17 protein-coding genes are annotated in these 19,663 nt (G+C 60.2%); 3 read left to right on the top strand and 14 right to left on the bottom strand.

Annotation, left to right across the window (positions count from 1 at the left end; genetic code table 11):
• Positions 1-42 precede the first annotated feature (42 nt).
• From DKB71_RS13590 to DKB71_RS13570, 5 genes are all read right to left on the bottom strand, one after another.
• Complete coding sequence (locus DKB71_RS13590; RefSeq protein ID WP_406590934.1) at positions 43-1,404, bottom strand: DUF1329 domain-containing protein; 1,362 nt, start codon at positions 1,402-1,404, stop codon at positions 43-45.
• Positions 1,405-1,431: 27 nt separating this feature from the next.
• Positions 1,432-3,099 carry a DUF1302 domain-containing protein gene (locus DKB71_RS13585; protein WP_408600711.1) on the bottom strand — a complete coding sequence of 556 codons (1,668 nt, stop codon included), beginning with the start codon at positions 3,097-3,099 and terminating at the stop codon, positions 1,432-1,434.
• Between the two features lie 64 nt (positions 3,100-3,163).
• Complete coding sequence (locus DKB71_RS13580) at positions 3,164-4,669, bottom strand: aldehyde dehydrogenase family protein (protein ID WP_406590932.1); 1,506 nt, start codon at positions 4,667-4,669, stop codon at positions 3,164-3,166.
• A complete protein-coding gene (locus DKB71_RS13575) occupies positions 4,666-6,285 on the bottom strand; it encodes a GMC family oxidoreductase (protein ID WP_406590931.1) in 1,620 nt (539 codons plus the stop codon). The genes DKB71_RS13580 and DKB71_RS13575 overlap by 4 nt, the downstream gene beginning before the upstream one ends.
• Before the next feature lie 52 nt (positions 6,286-6,337).
• Positions 6,338-6,589 carry a hypothetical protein gene (locus DKB71_RS13570; protein ID WP_408600710.1) on the bottom strand — a complete coding sequence of 84 codons (252 nt, stop codon included), beginning with the start codon at positions 6,587-6,589 and terminating at the stop codon, positions 6,338-6,340.
• A gap of 289 nt (positions 6,590-6,878) precedes the next feature.
• Between DKB71_RS13570 and DKB71_RS13565 the strand changes: the two genes are divergently transcribed.
• Both DKB71_RS13565 and DKB71_RS13560 read left to right on the top strand, forming a co-directional pair.
• A complete protein-coding gene (locus tag DKB71_RS13565) occupies positions 6,879-7,502 on the top strand; it encodes a TetR/AcrR family transcriptional regulator (protein ID WP_408600708.1) in 624 nt (207 codons plus the stop codon).
• Between the two features lie 172 nt (positions 7,503-7,674).
• On the top strand, positions 7,675-8,124 hold the full coding sequence (locus tag DKB71_RS13560) for a hypothetical protein (RefSeq protein WP_408600707.1): 450 nt from the start codon (positions 7,675-7,677) through the stop codon (positions 8,122-8,124).
• A 166-nt stretch (positions 8,125-8,290) separates the two neighbouring features.
• Here DKB71_RS13560 and DKB71_RS13555 read toward each other — a convergent pair whose 3' ends face one another.
• Positions 8,291-9,202: a LysR family transcriptional regulator gene (locus DKB71_RS13555; protein WP_408600706.1), complete on the bottom strand. Its 912-nt coding sequence runs from the start codon at positions 9,200-9,202 to the stop codon at positions 8,291-8,293.
• Between the two features lie 142 nt (positions 9,203-9,344).
• Here DKB71_RS13555 and DKB71_RS13550 point away from each other — a divergent pair, with 142 nt between their 5' ends.
• Positions 9,345-10,250: a helix-turn-helix domain-containing protein gene (locus DKB71_RS13550; protein WP_408600705.1), complete on the top strand. Its 906-nt coding sequence runs from the start codon at positions 9,345-9,347 to the stop codon at positions 10,248-10,250.
• 37 nt (positions 10,251-10,287) lie between these two features.
• On the opposite strand, the gene DKB71_RS13545 is transcribed toward DKB71_RS13550, so the two are convergent.
• The 8 genes from DKB71_RS13545 to DKB71_RS13510 form a co-directional block, all read right to left on the bottom strand.
• Positions 10,288-11,214 (bottom strand): zinc-binding alcohol dehydrogenase family protein, encoded by a 927-nt coding sequence (locus DKB71_RS13545; RefSeq protein WP_408600704.1) that lies wholly within the window; start codon positions 11,212-11,214, stop codon positions 10,288-10,290.
• A gap of 95 nt (positions 11,215-11,309) precedes the next feature.
• Entirely contained in the window at positions 11,310-12,557 is a 1,248-nt protein-coding gene (locus DKB71_RS13540) for an MFS transporter (protein ID WP_408600702.1), read from the bottom strand.
• Between the two features lie 11 nt (positions 12,558-12,568).
• On the bottom strand, positions 12,569-13,390 hold the full coding sequence (locus tag DKB71_RS13535; protein WP_408600701.1) for an SDR family NAD(P)-dependent oxidoreductase: 822 nt from the start codon (positions 13,388-13,390) through the stop codon (positions 12,569-12,571).
• A gap of 59 nt (positions 13,391-13,449) precedes the next feature.
• On the bottom strand, positions 13,450-14,811 hold the full coding sequence (locus DKB71_RS13530) for a phosphotransferase family protein (RefSeq protein WP_406590922.1): 1,362 nt from the start codon (positions 14,809-14,811) through the stop codon (positions 13,450-13,452).
• A gap of 37 nt (positions 14,812-14,848) precedes the next feature.
• Positions 14,849-15,298, bottom strand: a complete 450-nt coding sequence (locus DKB71_RS13525) for a nuclear transport factor 2 family protein (RefSeq protein ID WP_406590921.1) — start codon at positions 15,296-15,298, stop codon at positions 14,849-14,851.
• Between the two features lie 33 nt (positions 15,299-15,331).
• Positions 15,332-16,150: an SDR family NAD(P)-dependent oxidoreductase gene (locus tag DKB71_RS13520; protein ID WP_406590920.1), complete on the bottom strand. Its 819-nt coding sequence runs from the start codon at positions 16,148-16,150 to the stop codon at positions 15,332-15,334.
• Positions 16,151-16,215: 65 nt separating this feature from the next.
• The gene (locus DKB71_RS13515) at positions 16,216-17,568 is read right to left on the bottom strand and encodes a DUF1329 domain-containing protein (protein ID WP_408600700.1); all 1,353 of its coding nucleotides are present in this window, start codon (positions 17,566-17,568) and stop codon (positions 16,216-16,218) included.
• A gap of 67 nt (positions 17,569-17,635) precedes the next feature.
• The gene (locus DKB71_RS13510; RefSeq protein ID WP_406590918.1) at positions 17,636-19,309 is read right to left on the bottom strand and encodes a DUF1302 domain-containing protein; all 1,674 of its coding nucleotides are present in this window, start codon (positions 19,307-19,309) and stop codon (positions 17,636-17,638) included.
• Between the last annotated feature and the right edge of the window lie 354 nt (positions 19,310-19,663).

Below are 19,663 nucleotides of genomic sequence, written 5' to 3'. Positions count from 1 at the left end.
AGCGGCCCTCTCAGGCCGCAAATGCGTGTCCATTCGATGCAATCAGCGTTGTGTTTCCTGAGAAACAATCGACTCGGGTTTCATATCGCGCTCGGACAGCGGCGCGTCGTGCACCCGGTAGCCGCCCTTGAGGCCATCGTTGAGCAACGACCACATGCCTTTGTTAAAGTCATAACTGACGTTTTTCACCGTATACGGCAGGGTCTTGTCATATAGCTGCACGCCACTCTGGAATAGCGCGCGGTACAGCACCCCGCCCTGGTCCCAGGCGTCATACAGGCCCGCGCCGAAGGTGTCTTCATCGAGGTAATAGGTGCGCTTGCTGTAGACGTGGCGCTTGCCAGGCTTGAGCGTCGCCTCCACCACCCACACCCGGTGCAGCTCCCAACGTTCGCAGGCAGGGTTGGCGTGATGCGCCTGGAATTGCTCCTCCTGACCGCAGCTGAAATAGAACTTATAGGCGTTATAGGGAATGTACATTTCCTTGCGGCCGATCAGCTTGTAGTCGAAGCGGTCCTGGCTGCCGGAGAACATTTGCAACTCGTCGAACAGGTTCACCCCACCCTGGTTGGGTACCGGCGTGTCGTAGGCGAATTCCGGCGCCAGCTTGATGCGGCGCATTCCCGGGGTGTAGCTCCACGCACGGCGTGGCTGGCTTTGCGGGTCGAGGAAGTCGGCGAGGATGATCAGTTGCCCAGCGCTGCGGGCCGGGTAGCTGTCCAGCGCCCAGGCGCGGTAGTACAACTGCGGGTCTCGATCGGACTGTTTGACCTGGTAATACGGGGCCTCCTCCATGGTGGCCGACTCGGCGGTCTTGGTCACCGAGCCCCGGGAATCCACCACCCAACTGTTGGACGATGCCGTGGTGGTGTACCCCGAACCTTTGTAACGCAATTGCTGGTTCCAGATGACCTCGTTGCCGTTTTGCGGCAGCGGAAACGGTAGCCCTCCACGGCACGTCGGATCGACTGCCAGATTGTCCTTGGTAGTGCGGCAGTTGCTGGCGTTGCGCGTGGAGGCATCAAGCATGTCTTGCGGGTACGCCGCGGTGCGGTGACTCGGGTAGATATCCAGGTAGTAGTCAGGGAATTTACTGAGCAGCATTTTTTGTCCGCCGCTCAGGCGGTCGGCGTATTGGTCCATGTTTTTCGAGTTGATGCGCAGCAGGGGTTTTTCATCCTTGAACGGGTCGGCCCAGAATCCACTGTCTGGCTTGAAGCCTGGCGGGCTTTGCCTCAGGCCTCCCGTGTAGGGAGGAATGCTGCCATCGGCATTGCCCGCGATGATCGCGCCGAAGGGCGTCAGGGTTTTACCGATTTGTGCAACCTGGTCGGCCGGAGCCGCAGCCTGGCTGCAGGTGGCGATGCCCAACAGCGCCACCGCCCATGCAAATTGTCCTTTCATAAACAGGTACTCCGTTTCTTGGCGTATTCAGATGGAGGTTTTGAAAGTGAAGGCCAGCCAGCCACGGTCGGTTCCGCCCACGGCGCCATTGCCACCGACGGTGTCGCCAGGAATGTTCTTCGACTGGGCGTCGGTGTCGGAGTAACGCAGGCCGAATTCGTAACGCTGGGCGTAGGTCATCTGCACACCGGCAGACCAGGTCAGTGCGCCTTCGTTGCCACCGCCGGCGCTTGCGGCATTGCCCGACAGGCCATAATTGACGGTCAGCGGCACGGTCATGTCCCAGGAAGGGAATACCGACAGGTATTGCGGTGTGTAGTTGACGGCAATGGCTGCATAGTCGCGGGTCGAACAACCGTCTTCCTTGTCCCCTGAACCGGGGGTGCCAACACGTGGGTCAACGCAATTGTTGTTGTTCTCACCCAGGTAAAGCTCTTCGTGCTCGGTTACTTTGCGCAGATGGCTATAGGCGAATTCGCCCACCAGCGTGGCGTTCTTGGCGATAAAGTTGCGCGGCACGCCGTACACGGCGTTGACCACAAAGTGGTAGGTATCGCCCCGTGGCCCTTCGTTGTCAGTAGGGTCGACGCCCACTGCGTTCAACGCACCGCCCTTGCGATAGGAGATCTCGCTGCCAACCGACACGGTGTCGAGGACCGTGGAAAGACTCAGGCCGACGAGTTTGACGCTCCGTGGGTACACCAGGCGGTAACTGCCAGTGGCAGCCGAAACTTGCGGGGCCAGCCAGGGTTGGTAGTCATCGAACTGGCGGTAGTACGCACCCAAGGTCGACTGAATCGCCTCGACATCGTACTTGGCCATCACGCCCCAGTTGGCCGAGTCACGGCCGTACTTGGATCGCTCGCGGTTCAGGGAAAAACCGGGTGCTACCGGCAAGCGATCCGGTCCCTCGAAAAACGGGTCTGCCGCGCCGAAGTAGGTACCGCCGTAGGGAATGCGGGTGTAGTCCCACTCATAGAAATACTGCGCAGCCAGGGTCAGGTTGTCGGAAGCCTGGGCCTTCGCGGAAATCTGCCCGATAGGCAGGAACACTTCCTTGGTTTCAATGCCAGGACTGGTCACCGCCTTGGCTCCATCGAGCGGCGCTTGCGAGTAGGAAATGGCATGGGCACCAAACAGCAGGCCCTCGCCCCAATAGTTGGTATGGCGGCCGACCTTGACGTTAACCGTGGCGTCGCCCAGGCGCAGGTTCTTCCAGACAAAAGCATCGAGGATTTCCCCCGACGGGCCTTCGACGTAGCGTTTTACATCCGAGCTATAGCGGTCGTTGTAGTAACTGGTCTGGAAGCCGGGGACGTTACTGTGCACATCATCGTTGTGATACGCCTGGTCATACCAGCCGGCGGCGCTGAGCCGCGCGCCCCAATCCTTGCGGTAGGAAAAGTCGAGTTCGGTGAGCAGGTCGAGGCGGTTCGTGACGATGTCGTCCTTGTCGAACTTGCCGTCGGACTCGTCGTAGTTGGGGTTGTTCATGATGCGCCGGTCCTGCTCCTCCGTGCGCATGCCCAGGGTGTAGCGCAAAGTATTGTCCCAACGCAGGTGATAGTCCGGGTTGGTCAGTTCGATGGGCGCCGCCATCGCCGCACCGCCGTAGCCAAACGTCAGTTTCCCCACTGCCAGCAGGACCACCGTCCGCCCGGCCCGCATGCGCCCCTTTTTGCTCATTTGTTTCATGCAAACCACCTTTTGTTTTTATTGTCAGTCGCGTTTTCTGCACCCGGGTTGAACGGCATCCTGGCTAGCGCCCGATGGGGTAGATGATGGATTTTTCCTGGGTGAACTCCTTGAGCCAGTTGGGCCCGAACTCGCGGCCCAGCCCTGAACGCTTGAAGCCGCCGATCGGCGCATAAGGCAGGCTGCCGCTGCCGCCATTGAGGTACACGCTGCCAGCACGAATGCGCCGCGCCAGGGCGTACGCCGTTGCGGCATCTGCCGAGGCCACGGCGCCATTGAGGCCAAAGCGCGAATCGTTGGCGATGGCCACGGCCTCGTCGTCGCTGTCGAAGCCGATCACCACCCCCACCGGGCCGAAGATTTCTTCCTGGGCAATGAGCATGTCGTTGCGCACGTCATCGAACAGGGTGATGTCGCTGAAGAAACCCTGGCGCAGATGCGCAGGGCGACCGCCACCACACACCAGCGTGGCCCCGGCATCGCGGCCACTGGCAACGAAATGCTCGACCTTGGCGCGCTGCGACTCGCGAATCAGCGGTCCCATCATCACGCTGGGGTCTGCCGGGTTGCCGACTTTCCATTGCCCGGCAATCGCCTTGGCGCATTGCACGAATTGCTCGCGTACCGAGTGGTGCACCACAAAACGAGTCAGCAACGCGCAGCCTTGCCCCGCGTTGACCGCCAACCCGGCGACCGCACCCAGGGCAGTGGCCTGGATGTCGGCATCGGCACGCACGATCAAGGCCGATTTGCCACCCAGTTCCAGATGCACGCGCTTGAGGGTCGGTGCGGCCTGGCTCATGATGCTGACCCCTACCGTCTCGGAACCTGTGAACGACACCATGTCCACCCGTGGATCGCTGCTCAACAGACTGCCGACATCGATGCCGCCGGTGACAATGTTGAGCACACCCTTGGGCAAGCCGACCTCTTCGGCAATCTGACCGAACAGCAACGCCGAGTACGGGGTAAATGGCGAAGGCTTGAGCACCAGGGTGTTGCCGGCCAGCAAGGCCGGGAACACCTTGGCCAGGTTGAGCAAAAACGGAAAGTTGTAGCCCGTGATGCCGGCCACCACGCCAATGGCCTCGCGCTCCACCGTGCCGCTGCCAAGAATCATCGGCCCCGTCGGGTTGAACGGATTCGGATTGGCCTGCACCGGAATCTGCACGCTGTCGCTGTGCAGCGACTGCTCGATAGCCGTCAGCACGTGCCCGAGTGGCATATCCACCTGCATGGCGTAGGTCACGCCTTGCGAGCAACCGACCTCAGCGATGATCAGCGCAGCGATCTGCTCACGCTTTGCCACCAGCGCGGCATGCATGCGCCGTAGATAACCGGCACGCTCGGCCATGCTCAGCCACGGCCAGGGGCCGCTGTCAAAAGCGTTACGTGCAGCGGCAATCGCCGCATCGGCGCTGTGCAGATCACCCGTCGGGGCATGACCGATCACCGTTTCAGTGGCCGGGTTGAGCACGGCTTCGCGAGGGCCGTCGACACTTACCCACGCGCCATCGATGTAGAGCTTGTCCAGTTGGGTAAAGGGAACAGTCGTGGTGCTCTGGTTCATGATGCAAAAGCTCCTGGGATTTTGCCGGTGATAAGTTCCGCGGCGCGCATGGCTATGGCCATGGCCGGGGCGTTGGTGTTGCCGGAAACCAGGCACGGCATCACCGAGGTGTCGACCACCCGTAGGCCCTCGACACCCCGTACGCGCAATTGGGGATCGAGCACCGAGGCGCTGTCGCTGCCCATGCGACAGGTGCCGGAGACGTGGAAGGCGGTCTGGCCGAAGCGGCGGAACGCGGCAAGAATCTGCTCGTCGCTTTCCACCTGCGGCCCAGGTGTCAGTTCGCCGACGATGAACGGCTTGAGGACCGGTTGCGCGGCCAGGCGGCGGAACCAGCGAAACAAGGCGATCGCCGAGGTGCGATCGATCTCGGCACTCAGGTAGTTGGCATTGATCCGCGGCGGTACCGACGCATCCGTCGATTGAATACGCACCTCTCCCTGGCTCTGCGGGCGCAGGAAATAGCCGCCGATGGTCAGGCCGGGTTGCTTGTCGATTTCGACCTTATTGCCGTCGCCGTCCATGGAGTAAAGGCTGACGCCGATTTGCGCATCCGGACGCGCAAGCTCCGGGCGGGTCTTGATAAACCCACCGGCCTCGTGGGCGGCATGGGTCATCGGCCCTTTCTTGCGCAGAAAGTACTGCGCCACCGCCCCCAGCAAACCCACCCCATGGAAGCAATGGTTGAAGCTGCCACGGGTGACCCGGTACTGCATGGCCATGTACACGTGCTCACGCAGGTTGCGACCCACCTCGGGCGCGTCTTGCACTACCGTGATGCCCAACGAGTTCAGCAACCTGGCCGGACCGATACCGGACAGTTGCAGCAGCTTGGGCGACTCGATGGCTCCGGCGCACAACAACACCTCGCGACGCACCTCGAACCGTGCCAGGCCGGCACTGCCGCTTACGTGCACGGCACAGGCGCGGCGCTTGCTGAACTCGATGCGTTGCACGTCGGTGCCGGTCATTACCGTCAGGTTCGGTCGTTTGCGCACCGGGTCGAGGAAGGCTTTGGCTGCACTGAATCGCTGGCCCTTCCAGGTGGTTTGCGGTTGGTAGCCAAAGCCCCCCTGGCTGACCGAGTCGACATGATTGGTGTCCTCGGTGCGTGCCACGCCAAGCTCGCCGGCAGCGCTGATGACCGCATCGCACAGCGCATCGCCAGACGGGTGCACGGTGACCTTGAGTGGGCCACCTACACCGCGCCATTGGCTTTTACCCAATTGGTGGTCTTCCAGGGCGACGAATTGCCGGCCCATGTCTTTCCAACCCCAACCCGTGCAGCCTTGTGCTTCCCAGTTGTCGTAGTCGGCTGGTGCGCCACGCACATAGACCATGCCGTTGACGGAGCTGGAGCCGCCAATCGTCTTGCCCTTGAGCCACTGCTCATCACTCATGCCCTCTCCACGCGCAGCCTTGTAGCTCCACACATGGGCGTTACCGGGGTTGAGCAGTTTGCCAATGCCACGGGGCATGGCGATCAATGGGCTGGTGTGATCCGGGCCGCTCTCGATCAGCAGGACTGAAACGGTCGAGTCTGCTGACAGTCGATTGGCCAACACACAGCCCGATGACCCCGCACCAATGATGATGTAGTCGTAGGTTTTGCTCATTGTTGTTCTTCTTTTGCTGGTTGCTGTAAACCTTCCCGCCCCAAGGCAGCCTTTACCGGGGTTCGGCGGGCGTATCGCGAATCTCGATGACCCGTTCCGGACAAGCCCGGGCACCTCGCCGAGCGAGACTCTCCTGCCTTGCCGGCACGCTGAAGCCGGTGCTGGCGATGTAGCCGTTGTCATCGAGTGGGAGGACATCGCCGATCTGCACGTCGCAGGTGATCGTGCGGCGCATGTTGACGATGGCGTGTTCGCCCTGGGCGGTGAGCTCCGCCCACAGATCAAAGTCACGTACCAGGTGCATGGGGATATGCGCGGGAACCGGAGCGGACGCTTCAGCGGGGTGGTTCATTATTGTTCTCCAGGGTCTCTGACGGACTGGAGAAACGGTAAGGCCGCAGGGGCAAAGCCACAACGAACAGAACCGCGAATCTGTTCGGCATACGGAGAATTCATTAACACTTTCGGTGAAAATGTTCTAAAAGTTATCTTGCCGGTATGAAAAAACCTCTGTCACTGTTGACCGATCACCGCCGGGCAACCCCACGCCCGGCGCCAAGACACTAATAAAAAAAGCGCTGCCGAGGTACAGAATGTCTCATTTCGCTTGCGTGCAAATAGCCGATAAAAGCCACTCCGGACAACGCCACGCGTTGCGCTCTCAACGCACCCGGGAGTTGCTGCTGGACCACATGTATCGCCTGGCGCTGGAAAAGGGCTATGACGGGGTCACCGTGCAGCAATTGCTGGACAGTACGGGGGTGGCCCGCTCCACTTTCTACGCACACTTTCGCGACAAGGAAGACCTGATCGTCGCCGGATACGAAGCCATCGGCATGCCCTCGACCAAGGTCACCGAAGTCGGTGGCGACCGTCGTGTCCTGCTGGATGTGTCGGCCTGGCTGTTCAGCGCCACCGAACGTCATGCGGCGCTGACGACGTCATTTTTCAGCGGTCCCGGCCAGAGCGTGATTCTCGCCCACCTGGAAAATATCCTGATCATCCAGGTACGGGAACACTACCGAAAACAGGGCCTGTATCAGCTCGAACAGATGCGTGGCGAAGCAGCGGTACGCTGTTTCGTGGGGGCCCTGATCGGGCTGTGGCTGTGGTGGGTACGCCACGACTATCCGAACTCGGCGCAAGAGATGACCGAGACCTTCGACAGCCTGATGAACAATGGTACCTGGCCGCCGGCCAATAACGCTTGTCTGTAGCGGTGTCACGATGCGCAAGGCGTGACTCGGCCGACAGATCTGGTCGGCCCCGTTCCAGTCTTCAGGACCGGCAGTATTGCCCTGCCCCCTGTCTGCATCCTTCTTAGGGCAGTGCTCAATGAGCTATACCAAAATCTCCCGTACCACTTTTTCGGGGCACAGGAGTTTTATCATGCATGTGAGAAACCAATCGACGGCTCTGATGGTCACGGTGATGATGCTCGGCTGTACGCATTCATCAAGCCAGACAGTGACCATTCCTCTGCTGGCTACGCCACAGAACACCGGCGAGATTGCCAATACGACATTGGCCAGCCAAGGCAATGAGACCGCCTTTACCTTCATCATCGGTGGGGTTCCAAGCGGAACCCTCAGTCCCCTGAACCTCTATACGTCAATACACAAAGGCAGCTGCAAACAACCCAGGCCCGTTGCCTACACAATGAATGACCGGATCAACACCAGCCGTATTTCCGCCATCGGTGGCTGGACCTACTCACGAAGCGCGCCAGTCGCCATGTCAGAACTGTTTTCCAATAGCTACTCCGTGGTTGTGACAACCACGCCGGCCGATGGCAACGTCGATATTTTCTGCGGAGATATCAAGCAAGCGGCGAACTGAAATTGAAATACCAAACCTGATACTGCCCTCTGCGAAGACGCTATAAAACCAACCTGTTTTCCAGTATCTGAATATCCAATACCACTGCACAGTTTTCGCGATTTACGATCCCCTCCTCCTTCGATTCCGGCTATTAACCCGTCGACGCTGCGCGCCAGCATCAAAGCTACGAGGCGCAGGCCATGATCATGAACTGCCGGAATGCCTGGGCCGCGGCTGACAATCGGGTATCCGGCAGCCAGATCAGTCCGAGCTCCATGGGTGGAATCACGTCTACCAGCGGGCGGATCTCGATTTTCTTGCCCTCCAGGGACCAGGCCCGGTAGACCATGTCCGACAGAATGGTCACGCCGAAACCATGCCCCACCAGCCCGCGCAATGCCTCCATGGATGAGGTGCGAAAAGCCACCTTGGGCGCCAGTCCACGGGACTCCCAATAGCGCGACGTCGACGCCTCCCCCTCATCGACCGTAGCAAGGATATAGGCGTGCTCGGCGACGTCTTCGAGATTGATCGAGGTGGCGGATATCAACGGATGCTGACTGGACAACCAGAGTTGGCGGCGAGAACGAATCAGCACATGGTGCACGAATCCCAACAGGTTTGGGGTGTTGGAGACAATCGTCAGGCCCAGGTCGAGATCGCCATTGACCAGGGCTTCTTGAATGCTGTGACGGTCCATGTCGATCAGGTCGATTTCCACCTGGGGGTAGCTACGTTTGAATCGCGCCAGCAGCGCGGGCAGAAAATAGCCCAGAACCGTGTAAGAGGCGCCCACACGTACGGTGCCTTGCATGGCGTGACCGTGAAACAGCGGTTCACTGAGAGCGTCCTGCAGGGTGTCGAGGATGTGCCGCGCATGCTGGGAGAACTTGTTGCCTTCAGCGGTCAGTGACACGCCATGGGGCAAGCGGTCGAACAGGCTGACGCCCATGGACTGTTCCAGATGCAACACGGCCGCCGTAATCGCCGACTGCGACACATGTGCCTTCAGCGCCGCCTGGGAAAACTGTCCGGCGTCGGCGGCGGCGACAAAATAGCGCAGCTGACGCATTGAAATATCTCTGCCCTTTGTCATCTGATTTTCTGATACCTACCGTCTGAATATATGAAACAGCTCGGTCCTCAGCCTCGCTACACTCGAGACCGGGTAGCTGCCTTGCCGTATCGCCACCCTTCGAATTTCAGCACCAACAATAAAAATGGCTGAAGGTTGAAAAATGAACGCGATCCACTACAGCGAGTACGACTGTGAAGCGTCAGGTAATTTCCTGACCGAAGCTTCACTGGCCAAACAAGGCTTCGATCTGCGCGTTGAACAGGCGCAATGGTCCTGCTCCGGAACGGCCCTGATTGAAACCGGCAACAGTTGCCTGATACGCCTGATGCTGCCTGCCACTGCCCAGAGCAAGCCTAACTGCGGCAGTTTCCCCAGCCACGGCGCGCAGCAATTCCAGCCCTTGGGCAAACTGCTGTTCATTCCCCATGGCACCCAATTCCATCTACGCCACGATGCCTGCATGCAAAAGGCCCTGGTGTGCCTGTTTGATCCCTCCACCCTCGGCGCCCTGGGCAGTTATCGCTGGAACTGGAAGGAGAACGTCAGCGAAGCCATGCTTGACCTACAGAGCGGTTACCTGCACGCGTCACTGCAACGGCTGGCCGAAGAGGTGAGCAATCCCGGTTTCGCCAGCGAACTGCAAACCGAGTGCCTGCTCACCAGCATTGCCCTGGACCTGCGTCGCGAGTTCCTCGACGCTCCTGTCGATGCCGCCGTTGCCACATCCGACACTGAAAAACTCAGCCCTCGGCAATTCAACATCCTGCGTGAACTGCTCGATACCACGAGCGACGAAGGCCACTCCCTGCGCCACTTGGCGCAGGCTTGCGAGCTGCCGTTGCGAACGCTGTCCAGTCGCTGCAAAAACACCACTGGCATGACCTTGCGCCAATACGCAGCGCAACATCGCCTGCAAAAAGCCATGGCGCTGTTGGCCGACCCACGGTTACTGATCAAGCAGGTTGCCTATCAGGCCGGCTTCAACAATGCCGCAGCCTTCAGTGCCGCCTTCCGCAAAGAACTCGGCGTTACTCCCGAAGAATTTCGCCATCAGCGCCAGCGCTAGAAGGCACCCGAACAAGGGCACCTTTTAGCGAAGGGTTTCAACGACGAATCGTCGCAGTGATTTTTGCGTGTGGCCCATTGACCTGCGCAGCCCAGGCTTGCGCCGCCTGATCCAGGGTGAAGTCAAGGTAATCCACCTGGATCTGCTGCTCTTTGGCGATCTTCAGCAGGCGCAGCCAGATTTGCTCACGGTCTGCTGGCGGACGCTGGCCGGTGCCGATGCACGACAGGTTGCGGAACAACAGATCGGCAATGTCCAGATTGAGCTGGCGACCGGCCCCCGTGCCAATGGTCACGATACGGGCGCCCCAGTTGGTGGCTTTCAGGGACGTCAACATGGGTTGACCGCACACCAGGTCCAGCACCACGTCAAAGCCACCATCGGCCGCGTCCTTGAGCGCTGCGACATCATCGCTACCGCCCAGCGTTACCACCTCATCGGCAAGACCCCGCGACTTCAGGCGGCCCAGCGCTTCGCCCGAGCGCGCAGCACCGACCACCTTACCCGCGCCCATCCCGCGCGCCAGTTGCAAGGCGATCTGGCCGAGCGTACCGGTCGCGCCCAGAATCAGGACTTTTTCACCCTTCTGGATCTCGGCTTTCTCCAGTGGAACGATGGCGCCGGTAGCCGCAATGCCCATGCTGATTGCGGTTTTATCGTCGACGTCGTCAGGCACATTCCACACTTCAGCTTGCGGCACCAGGGTGCGCTCTGCCCAGGCACCAAAGGGCAACACCGAGCGTTCCCCGAAATATACCCGACGGCCATCCGGCGCACGGCCTACGCCTTCGCCGCGAATAACACAGGGGTATTCCACGCCGAGACGGTAGGCGCCGAGTACATCCCAGCCCCCCAGGCCTGCGGTATCGACATCGATCAGCACCGCGCCGTCTTGCGGCTTCGGCTCACGAAACTCGTCGACGACCGGCAGCGCATTGCGCTCGGAAATAATTGCTGCACGCATGGCATTCTCCTTGTCTGTTTTATTTTAAGGCTGCACTTAGAGCAGTAGTTGAACACAATTCAATTATTTGTCCATATGTTTAGCTGGAAATTCCCCTAGCGGCTCGCCAATGACTCGGCCTGATAACGCGGATACCCGCCCAGCGTCAGGAGAAGCAAGGGGCCGACGACAAAGCAGATGAAACTGAACAACAGCATGGCCGAGTAACCGCCGGTCAGTTTGAACAGCCCCGCAAACAGCAATGGAGAGATCGCGGCACCGGCAGTAATCAGGCCCAGATGGGCTCCGAACAAGCGACCGTAGTCGCGCATGCCGAAGTAGCGTGCGATCAGGAATGCCGCGATATCGAACTCGGCCCCCGCACCGACACCCACCAGCAATGTGGCGAGGATGTACAGGGTAATGCTGGAGTCGCCATAGGCAAAAATGCCACAGGCAAATGCCGGCATCAGCAGCGCCAGGGAGGCGACACCGGGAGCCCACAACCGGTCAATCAGGTAACCCACCAGCAACCGGCCGAGAATCAGCGACACGCCAAAGCTGCTGAAAACCTGGCTGGCCTGCAGGGCACTCAGGCCTCGATCCTGCAGCAATGGCACGATATTGGTGACCATGCCCACCACGCAGGACACCACCAACGTCATCGACAGGTTGCACACCCAGAACCGCCACGAACCCAGCGCCTCGCGCACCAGCAACCCGCCGGAACGTTCGCTGGCGACTGGAAGTTGTGCTGTGCTGTGGCTGACAACTGCGGTCGGCATTAACCAGCGCAATGCCAAAGGCAATGCCAGCAGCACCGGCAACACGCCCAATGCGATAAAACCCGCCTGCCAATTCCAGCGGCCGATCGCCCAGGCGGTGATCGGCGGCAGCATGATGGCCGCGAGCCCCGAGCCACTGAGGATGATCGCCAACGCCAAGCCCCGGTTTTCCTCGAACCACAGGTTGACCAGGTGCGACCAGGTCACCTGCAACGTACCCAATCCGGCCAGTGGCACCAGGAAAAAACCCAGGTAGAGGGTCCAGATCGAGCCACCGATACAGCTCAGGAGGAAGACGCTCAGGGATAACGCCAAGAGTGACAGCAACGTGATGAGGCGCAGGCCAAATCGCAAATTGAGCCAGCCGGCCAATTGCGACGCGACAATGGTGCCCAGCGACAGCGCGGTGATCGCCGCCTGCAACTCCGCCCTACCCCAGCCCATGGCCTGTTCCAGGGGAATCACCAGGGAGCTGAAGCTGTACAGCAGCAACGAACTGGAACTGGTGGCGACACCCACCAGGGCCAGGATCAGCACCCTCCAACCGCGTTTGAATTCCGCGTTATCAAAGCCTTTCATGCTGTATGTCCTCAGTCGTTGCCGATAAACACGGCCGCTTGCGCGCTCTGGCTCAGCACCTGTACACGGCGTGCAGGGCCAGGTGCATTGGCGAGCTGTTCGAGGGTGTCTTCGGGGTGTACTAGCGTCGGGCCATTGCCCAGTTCCTGAAGCGCCAGAAGCGCCAGGTCTTCAGCCTTGGGCAATGACATGGTGAGGGCGTCGGGAATGTTCAGCTTGACCATGGCGTCGCGCATGGTAGGGGTGTCCACAGTGCCGATGAGCAGGTTGAGCACATCCACACCACGATCTTTCCACTCAGCCCATAACGACTCGCCGAGGTTCAGCGCAAACCCTTTGGTGGCGGTGTACATCGCCAGCTTTCGAATCCCGCCCAACGCGGCCTGGGAACCTACCAACAACAATCCCCCTCGCCCCCGTTCCAGCATGGCGGCACCGAAGGCATGGCTGCATTGCATCACCGTCAGGCAGTTAAGGCGCAGCAAGGCGCCCCAGTCACCGGCCGATGTATCGAGAAAACGCGTGATGTAGGGGTCGCCACCCGCGTTGTAGATAAACAGGCCGACTTGCCGCCTGCCAACTGCCGCCAGCAATTGCTCACAGGCATCTGCATGGGACAGGTCCTGGATGAGCACCAACACCTCAACGTCGTACCGTTGCTCCAGATCATTTTTCAACTGCGCCAGGGCCTCGCCACGGCGCGCCACCAGCACACAGTTGAGGCCACGCTCGGCGAGTGCATGGGCAAATGCGGCGCCCACGCCATGGGAGGCACCGGCGATCACCGCCCAGGGGCCATACCGATGCTTGAAGGCGTTATCAGCAATAGACATAAACACTCCGAAAACAAAGGCCCGGCGGCCAGCCACCGGGCGAGGAAGGCTGCACCGGGTCAGGCGACTGGCGGCAGGTCGATGTGGCTGGCGGAGGCGCCAATGGCGGTGCTGCCATAGACCAGCACGCGCCGCTCGATTTGCGCCATGAACAGGTGCAGCAAGGGTTCGTCGTATTCCGGCCCGGCGCTTTTGACAAAGGTTTCCAGCGCCGCATCGATCTCGCTGTAGTCACTGAAGGTGCGATCCAGCAGCGCTTGCACGTCCTGTTGCTCCAGCTTGCGCAAGTGCAACTCCATGGCATCGCCACGGCCCAGGTATTCCACCAGCTTGCCCACTGCGCGCAGTTTGGTTTTCTGGAAATCGCTGGCAACCTCAACTTGCGCCAAGGCATCGGTGAGCATGGTCAGCAGCTGTGCATTGGGGCCTGTGCCGACAATGTCCAGATTGGGTTTTTGCAGGGCAACACCCATGGCCTCGGCCAACGCATGCACCACCACCCGGCGCAGGGCGATATCAAACTCGGTGTAGGTATCATGCGGATCACCCGGTTGTGGCGTGGCCACCGACGCCGAGAACTGCAGAGTGCTGACGGTGGCGAAGAGCGCGGTGTGGTAGCGCACCACATCAGGCTCCGCCGGTTCGCCGGTCACTTGCTGATAGTAGCGATACAAGGCGGCAAAACTGTCCCCGAGCGGTTCGTAGTTGTCGCGCATGCGCGCCGAAGCGAGGTCGGCCAGGGGATCACCGATCATGGCGAACTCAAAATCGTAGAGGCCATGCACCTGTCCGTTCTCGAACAGAAACTGCCCCGAGTCGTACTGAACGAAAGCCGGCCGGGTTCGGTGCTGTGGCACATTGCGCCGCAGCCAACCGAGGGCGAACTCGGCCAAAGGCTGAGGCCTGGTTTTATTGCGCGCATACAGCGGGTAATAGGCTTCCAGACCCGCCAGGGTAATGTCCTCGGCACTTTTGGGCAGGCTGATTCCCTGATCGATAAAGGGTTGCAACGGCAGTTGATGCATGCGCGCCATGGCATCGACCCACTGGCGTGCAACGCCATGGCGTTCGGCATCGCTCTTCGCTGTGCTGACGTCACGGCTACCTGGCAGCAGTTGCATCAAGATGGCTTGCGGCTCTTCGCAAAAGCCGTAGATATGCGGCACGGGCACGCCTTGCTGACCGAGCAAGGAGAGAATGTCCGCCTCCCGGCGCAAATCCGGGAAGGGACTGACATCCCCGCCGCGCTCGCCACGAATATGCAACTGAAGGGTTTCGCCATCGCGTTGCAGCTCAAGGTTCCAGGCCGGGCGCCAGCGCAGCAGGCGCTGTATGGTCGTGACCTTCCCACCCAGTAGTCCTTCGACAAAGGCCCGCAGTTTTTCTTCGACCGGATCACAGGTCGCACTTGTTGTTGGCATAGGTGTCTCCTCCAGGCGCTGATGACCAGCGCCGCTATCAATGGCTGCTGGCAACACCAGCGTTCGGCCCGCCCACGTGCTCCAGCGGCACGCCCTTTTTCTTCGCCAGGTCAGCGGTGTCCAGATATTCGCGCCAGGCACAGATAAGGCCGTGCTCGTCCAGCTCATAGACCGCCACCATCGAGTGCGGCATGGGCACACCGTTGTTTACGCAGTAATCGTCGCGTTCGGTCATTACCACGCGCTCGGAAGAGACGATGTGGCGCGTGTTGCAGCGGTTATGCGTGACATAACTCATCTGCCGCTCAATCTCCTTGCGCAGCGCGTCGCGACCACGGATCACCGGACCACCGGGCACCCACAGTTGCCAGACCGCGTCGGCGGCGAAAGTGGCCATGATTCGTTCGATATCCGGGCGGCTGCCGTCGCTGCCATCGCCCCAGGCGGCCAGCATGTCGAGGATGAAGCGTTCCTGTTCGAGTGCCATGAAACGGGCTCCAGTGCAGTGAATTGATCGGGATCAGATCGAGGCTTGGGGCAGCAGGAAGTTGCGCACCACCGGGACCATCGGCGTGCCGCAGCTCATGCCGCCGTCTACGCGCATCAAAGTACCGTTGACGTAGGCGGCGTCGTCGCTGGCAAGAAACGCGGCCATGGCGGCGATGTCTTCTGGCTCGCCCAGTTGCGGAACGTTTTGCAGGTCGAGAAAAGCGCTCTTCATGGCCTCGTTGGCCCAGCTTTCCATGGCCGGCGTGCGAATGACCCCGGGCAAGATGCCGTTGCAACGAATGCCGCGTTTACCAAAGGTGGCGGCAATGGTTTGCACGTACCAATTGAGCGCGGCCTTGGAGGCGCCGTAGCTGAACTGGGAGATTTCGCCGGCAATCGAGCTGGTGGACGAGGTGAACAGAATCGAACCGCTGCCCTGGGCGAGCATGTGCGGCAAGGCGTATTTGCACGCCAGGACACCACCCAGCACATTGACTCGCATGCAGTTGTGGAACAGCTCGGTGTTGAAGTTGATGAAGTCGATATCGCGGGTGGTGGCCGGGTTGCGGTACACCGCGTTATTGAACAGTACGTCGATACGGCCGAAGGTCCGCACGGTCTGTTCAACCATCTCCCGCAGGGCGTCTTCCTGGCCGACATCCACTTGCAATGCCAGGGCATTGGCGCCGATTTCAGCCGCCACGGCCTGCGCCGATTCGGCGAAAAGATCGGTGACCACCACTGTGGCGCCCTCCCTGGCAAAACGCAGTGCCGAAGCGCGGCCAATGCCGCTGCCCGCGCCAGTGATCACGCAGACTTTGCCGTCCAGACGTTTCAGGATCTCGCTCATAAAGGGGTCTCGGGTACGAAGAAAAAAATCGGCGTCCGTGACGAACGCCGAAAAGGCGCACGATGTCAGCGGGTTTGACCACCAGCGATGGTCTGCGGATTGGCTTCACGTTCGGCGACCGGCTCCTGGCGATAGCGTGTAGGGCCGTTGCCGAACATGCCGTACTGGTCACGGGTGAAGTCGTACAACGAGTAGGAGTCCTGTTGCGGATTGTTGGGAATGCCGTAGGCCTCGATGTTGTACTGCGAGCCAGTACGGAACAGCGCGCCGCTGTCGTCCCACGCGTCGTAGACAGCAGCCCCGAAGGTGTCTTCGTCGATGTAATAGCGGCGTTTTTTCTGCGCGTGGCGCACGCCGTCCTTGCGGGTCGCTTCCACTACCCAGACACGGTGCAACTCCCAGCGCTCACAAGCGGGGTTGATGTGTTTGGGCATGAGCTTGGTGTCCATGTCACACCCCCATTTCAACTTGTAGTTGCTGTAGGGAATCAACATTTCCTTCTTGCCCACCAGCTTCCAGTCAAAGCGGTCCATCTTTCCGGAGAACAGGAAGATTTCGTCATAGAACGCCACCCCGCCGAACGCCGAGTTGGGGGTGTCGTAGTTGAACTCCGGGGCCTTGCGCACGCGCCGCTGGCCGGTGCTGTAGCTCCAGGCGTAACGGGAGTCGGTGACCGGATCGAGATAGTCCCAATACCCGGATGCCTGCCCGGCCGTACGGGCCGGCGCGACGACGTGCGACCAGATACGCTGGGCGATCTTCGGATCACGCCCTGGCACATCAATTTGATAGAAAGGCTTTTCGCCGGTGGAGCGGTTGGTGTTGGTCAGCGTGATGTGGCCCTCATTGACCACATAGGCACTGTGGTTCCAGTCCCAGCCATTGACGCCCTGATAGTTGAGGATGTAGTTCCACATCACCTCGCGACCATCGCGCGGCAGCGGGAATGGCAGGCCGCCACGGCACGCTTCGCTGATCGACAGACCATCGTTCTCGGTCTTGCAGTCCTTGCGGGTGGCGTTGCGCTGGGTAGCTGCCAGGAAGTTTGCCGGAAAGGTCGCCGTCCGGTGAGTGGGGTACACCTCAAGGTAATAGGTGTCCGGGTACTTTTTGAGCAGATTCATCTGCCCGGCCGTCAACTGGTCAGCGTACTGATCCGCGTTGCTTGCCGTAATGCGCAAGCGTGGCTTTTCATTGGCAAACGGGTTCGGCCAGGTCCCATCGCCAGGGACCAGGCCGGCAGGGACTTTCAGACCACCGTCGTACGCAGGAATGGTGCCTGCCGCGTTGCCGGCGACAATCGAACCGAACGCCGTGAGCTTGCCGCCCAGGTCGGCTGGGGTGAAGCTCTCCTCGGCCACAGCCGACCCTGCCAAAGCGATGGCCACGAGGCCTATCGCACAAAAATCAATCTTCATGACCAATCTCCATTCAGATGGGTGATCGCCGAGTCCGACTATCACTGCAGTGCATTTCAGGGGCGGTTCAGAACGCTGTGCTGACGGTGAGTGAGACCCAGTTGCGGTCGGTCAGGCCGACGTCACCGGAGCCACCGATAACGGTTTTGCCGACGCCGGCGACGTCTGCGTAATGGCGTTCGCTGCCGTAGCCGATATAAGACAGAGTCACGTCCAGGCGCTCGTCGTAGGTACCCTTGACTCCGGCCTTCCAGGTGTATTTGCCTTCGTTGCCGCCGCCAGTGGCGGCAACGCCGCTGACGCCGTAATCCACGCTCATCGGGGTGGAAATATTCCAGCCGGGGAACACTCCCAGCCACTGCGGTGCAAAGCTGACGGCGAGACCTACATAGTTGTCGGTGGCGCAGCCGAAGTGCTTGTCCTGTCCAGACGGGCAGCCGCCATAACCTTCGCCCTTGAACAACTCCTCATGCTTTTTCACCCGCTCCACATGACTGAACGCCATTTCGGTAATCAGGCTGCCGGTGTCGAAGTACTGGGTACGCGGCAGCAACCAAAGGCTGTTAACCACCATGTGCCACGTGTCGCCACGGGCGCCCTGGTTGTCGGCGGTGCTGATATTGCTGGAGATCAGGGAAGTGTTCTGGCGATACGACAGGTCTACCCCCACGGAGCCGCCCCCCAGTACCGGCCCTGCGGAGTAACCCAGGCCATAGAGCTTGACGTTCTCGGCGTAGACATAACGGGCGAAGGTCGGCGCCACTTGCAAGCCCCACGGGTTGTAGTCATCGAACTCTCGGTAGTACAGGCTGACCTCGGAGTGCAGATAGTCGAAGCTGTAGGTACCCATCACGCCCCAGTTGCCCGAGTCCTTGGGTTTGAGCGGATCGATCAATGGCCGGGTGAAACCACTGAACAACGGAAAGCGGTCCGGACCTTCCAGTGCGATGTCGGCGGAGGCCAGATAAGTGCCGCCCTCAGGCGCACGCGTAGTGTCCCATTCGAAGAAATATTGCGCCGCCAGCGACAACTGGTCAGTGACCTGTGCCTGGGTGGAAATTTGCGTCAATGGCAGGAAGATTTCGCGCGTCTCGGTGCCGGGATTGCTCACCGCCTTGCGCCCATCCAAGGGAGCCTGTGAGTAGGAAATGGCATGCCCGGCAATCAGCAGGCCATTGCCCCAATACACGGTGTGCCGGCCGGCACGCACGCTGACCGGAATGTCGCCGAGGTCGAAGCGGGTAAACGCGAAGGCGTCCAGCAATTCGCCGCTGGGTCCGCGGTGGTAGCGCTTGGTAAAGCTGGAGTAGTGGCCGTTGGTATAGCTCGGCGTACTGGTACCTGGAAATGCGCCGGGGTAGAAGACATTGCCAGGGCTGGTCTCGACATCTGTGTCTTCGTACGCCTGGTCGTACCAGGCAGCGCCACTGATGCGAAAGCCGTTGTATTTCTTGTAGGCCACCTCTACTTCGCTCATCAGGTCGACACGGTTGGTCACTAAATCGCCCTTGTCTCGAAACTTGGCATCGGACTCGTCGTAGGTGGCGTTGTTGGCCAAGGCATTGTCGCGGCCTTCGGCCCGCAGGCCGAGGTTGTAGCGAACGGTGTTGTCCCAACGCGCGGTCAGGTCCGGATTACCGGTATCGAACTCGGCAGCCTGACTGTTGCCAACGGACAAGGCACACCCGATCACACTGAGCCAGATGGCCAGGCTTAACGGCTTTGGTTTTGCGTCGATCATCAGCACTCCCTTCCCATTCTTTTTGTTATTGGCAGCCGAAGCGCCGGGCCGTATCAATCGCGCCTTTTCAACCGTGCCGATGAGCGCTGGCCTTAGGGCATTCGGTATGGCTGAAGTAAACGGGACAGGGAGGTTCAGGCACAACGATTGGGAGCATTGCTGAAATGCATTTGATATTGGTCAAATGCTCCAACGCTATTGGCCGCTGCGTGAGCGATACCCATAGCCGTTAAAAACACCTCGCATTGCGGTATTCACATATCCAATACCACCCCGCTGTTTTTGTGATTTTACGATCCACCCCCCCCTCCCTAGACTCGGCCAATAACTAGGCAACGCCGCTCTCGTGGCGCC

This window comes from Pseudomonas sp. PLMAX, assembly GCF_046042685.1.
Lineage (GTDB): Bacteria > Pseudomonadota > Gammaproteobacteria > Pseudomonadales > Pseudomonadaceae > Aquipseudomonas > Aquipseudomonas putida_AE.
This window is presented reverse-complemented; position numbering and strand designations above follow the sequence as displayed.

Bases quoted from the DNA above. Each gene is read 5' to 3' on its own strand.
- DKB71_RS13590 (WP_406590934.1), bottom strand. From the start codon at position 1,404: ATGAAAGGACAATTTGCATGGGCGGTGGCGCTGTTGGGCATCGCCACC.
- DKB71_RS13585 (WP_408600711.1), bottom strand. From the start codon at position 3,099: ATGAAACAAATGAGCAAAAAGGGGCGCATGCGGGCCGGGCGGACGGTG.
- DKB71_RS13580 (WP_406590932.1), bottom strand. From the start codon at position 4,669: ATGAACCAGAGCACCACGACTGTTCCCTTTACCCAACTGGACAAGCTC.
- DKB71_RS13575 (WP_406590931.1), bottom strand. From the start codon at position 6,285: ATGAGCAAAACCTACGACTACATCATCATTGGTGCGGGGTCATCGGGC.
- DKB71_RS13570 (WP_408600710.1), bottom strand. From the start codon at position 6,589: ATGCACCTGGTACGTGACTTTGATCTGTGGGCGGAGCTCACCGCCCAG.
- DKB71_RS13565 (WP_408600708.1), top strand. From the start codon at position 6,879: ATGTCTCATTTCGCTTGCGTGCAAATAGCCGATAAAAGCCACTCCGGA.
- DKB71_RS13560 (WP_408600707.1), top strand. From the start codon at position 7,675: ATGCATGTGAGAAACCAATCGACGGCTCTGATGGTCACGGTGATGATG.
- DKB71_RS13555 (WP_408600706.1), bottom strand. From the start codon at position 9,202: ATGACAAAGGGCAGAGATATTTCAATGCGTCAGCTGCGCTATTTTGTC.
- DKB71_RS13550 (WP_408600705.1), top strand. From the start codon at position 9,345: ATGAACGCGATCCACTACAGCGAGTACGACTGTGAAGCGTCAGGTAAT.
- DKB71_RS13545 (WP_408600704.1), bottom strand. From the start codon at position 11,214: ATGCGTGCAGCAATTATTTCCGAGCGCAATGCGCTGCCGGTCGTCGAC.
- DKB71_RS13540 (WP_408600702.1), bottom strand. From the start codon at position 12,557: ATGAAAGGCTTTGATAACGCGGAATTCAAACGCGGTTGGAGGGTGCTG.
- DKB71_RS13535 (WP_408600701.1), bottom strand. From the start codon at position 13,390: ATGTCTATTGCTGATAACGCCTTCAAGCATCGGTATGGCCCCTGGGCG.
- DKB71_RS13530 (WP_406590922.1), bottom strand. From the start codon at position 14,811: ATGCCAACAACAAGTGCGACCTGTGATCCGGTCGAAGAAAAACTGCGG.
- DKB71_RS13525 (WP_406590921.1), bottom strand. From the start codon at position 15,298: ATGGCACTCGAACAGGAACGCTTCATCCTCGACATGCTGGCCGCCTGG.
- DKB71_RS13520 (WP_406590920.1), bottom strand. From the start codon at position 16,150: ATGAGCGAGATCCTGAAACGTCTGGACGGCAAAGTCTGCGTGATCACT.
- DKB71_RS13515 (WP_408600700.1), bottom strand. From the start codon at position 17,568: ATGAAGATTGATTTTTGTGCGATAGGCCTCGTGGCCATCGCTTTGGCA.
- DKB71_RS13510 (WP_406590918.1), bottom strand. From the start codon at position 19,309: ATGATCGACGCAAAACCAAAGCCGTTAAGCCTGGCCATCTGGCTCAGT.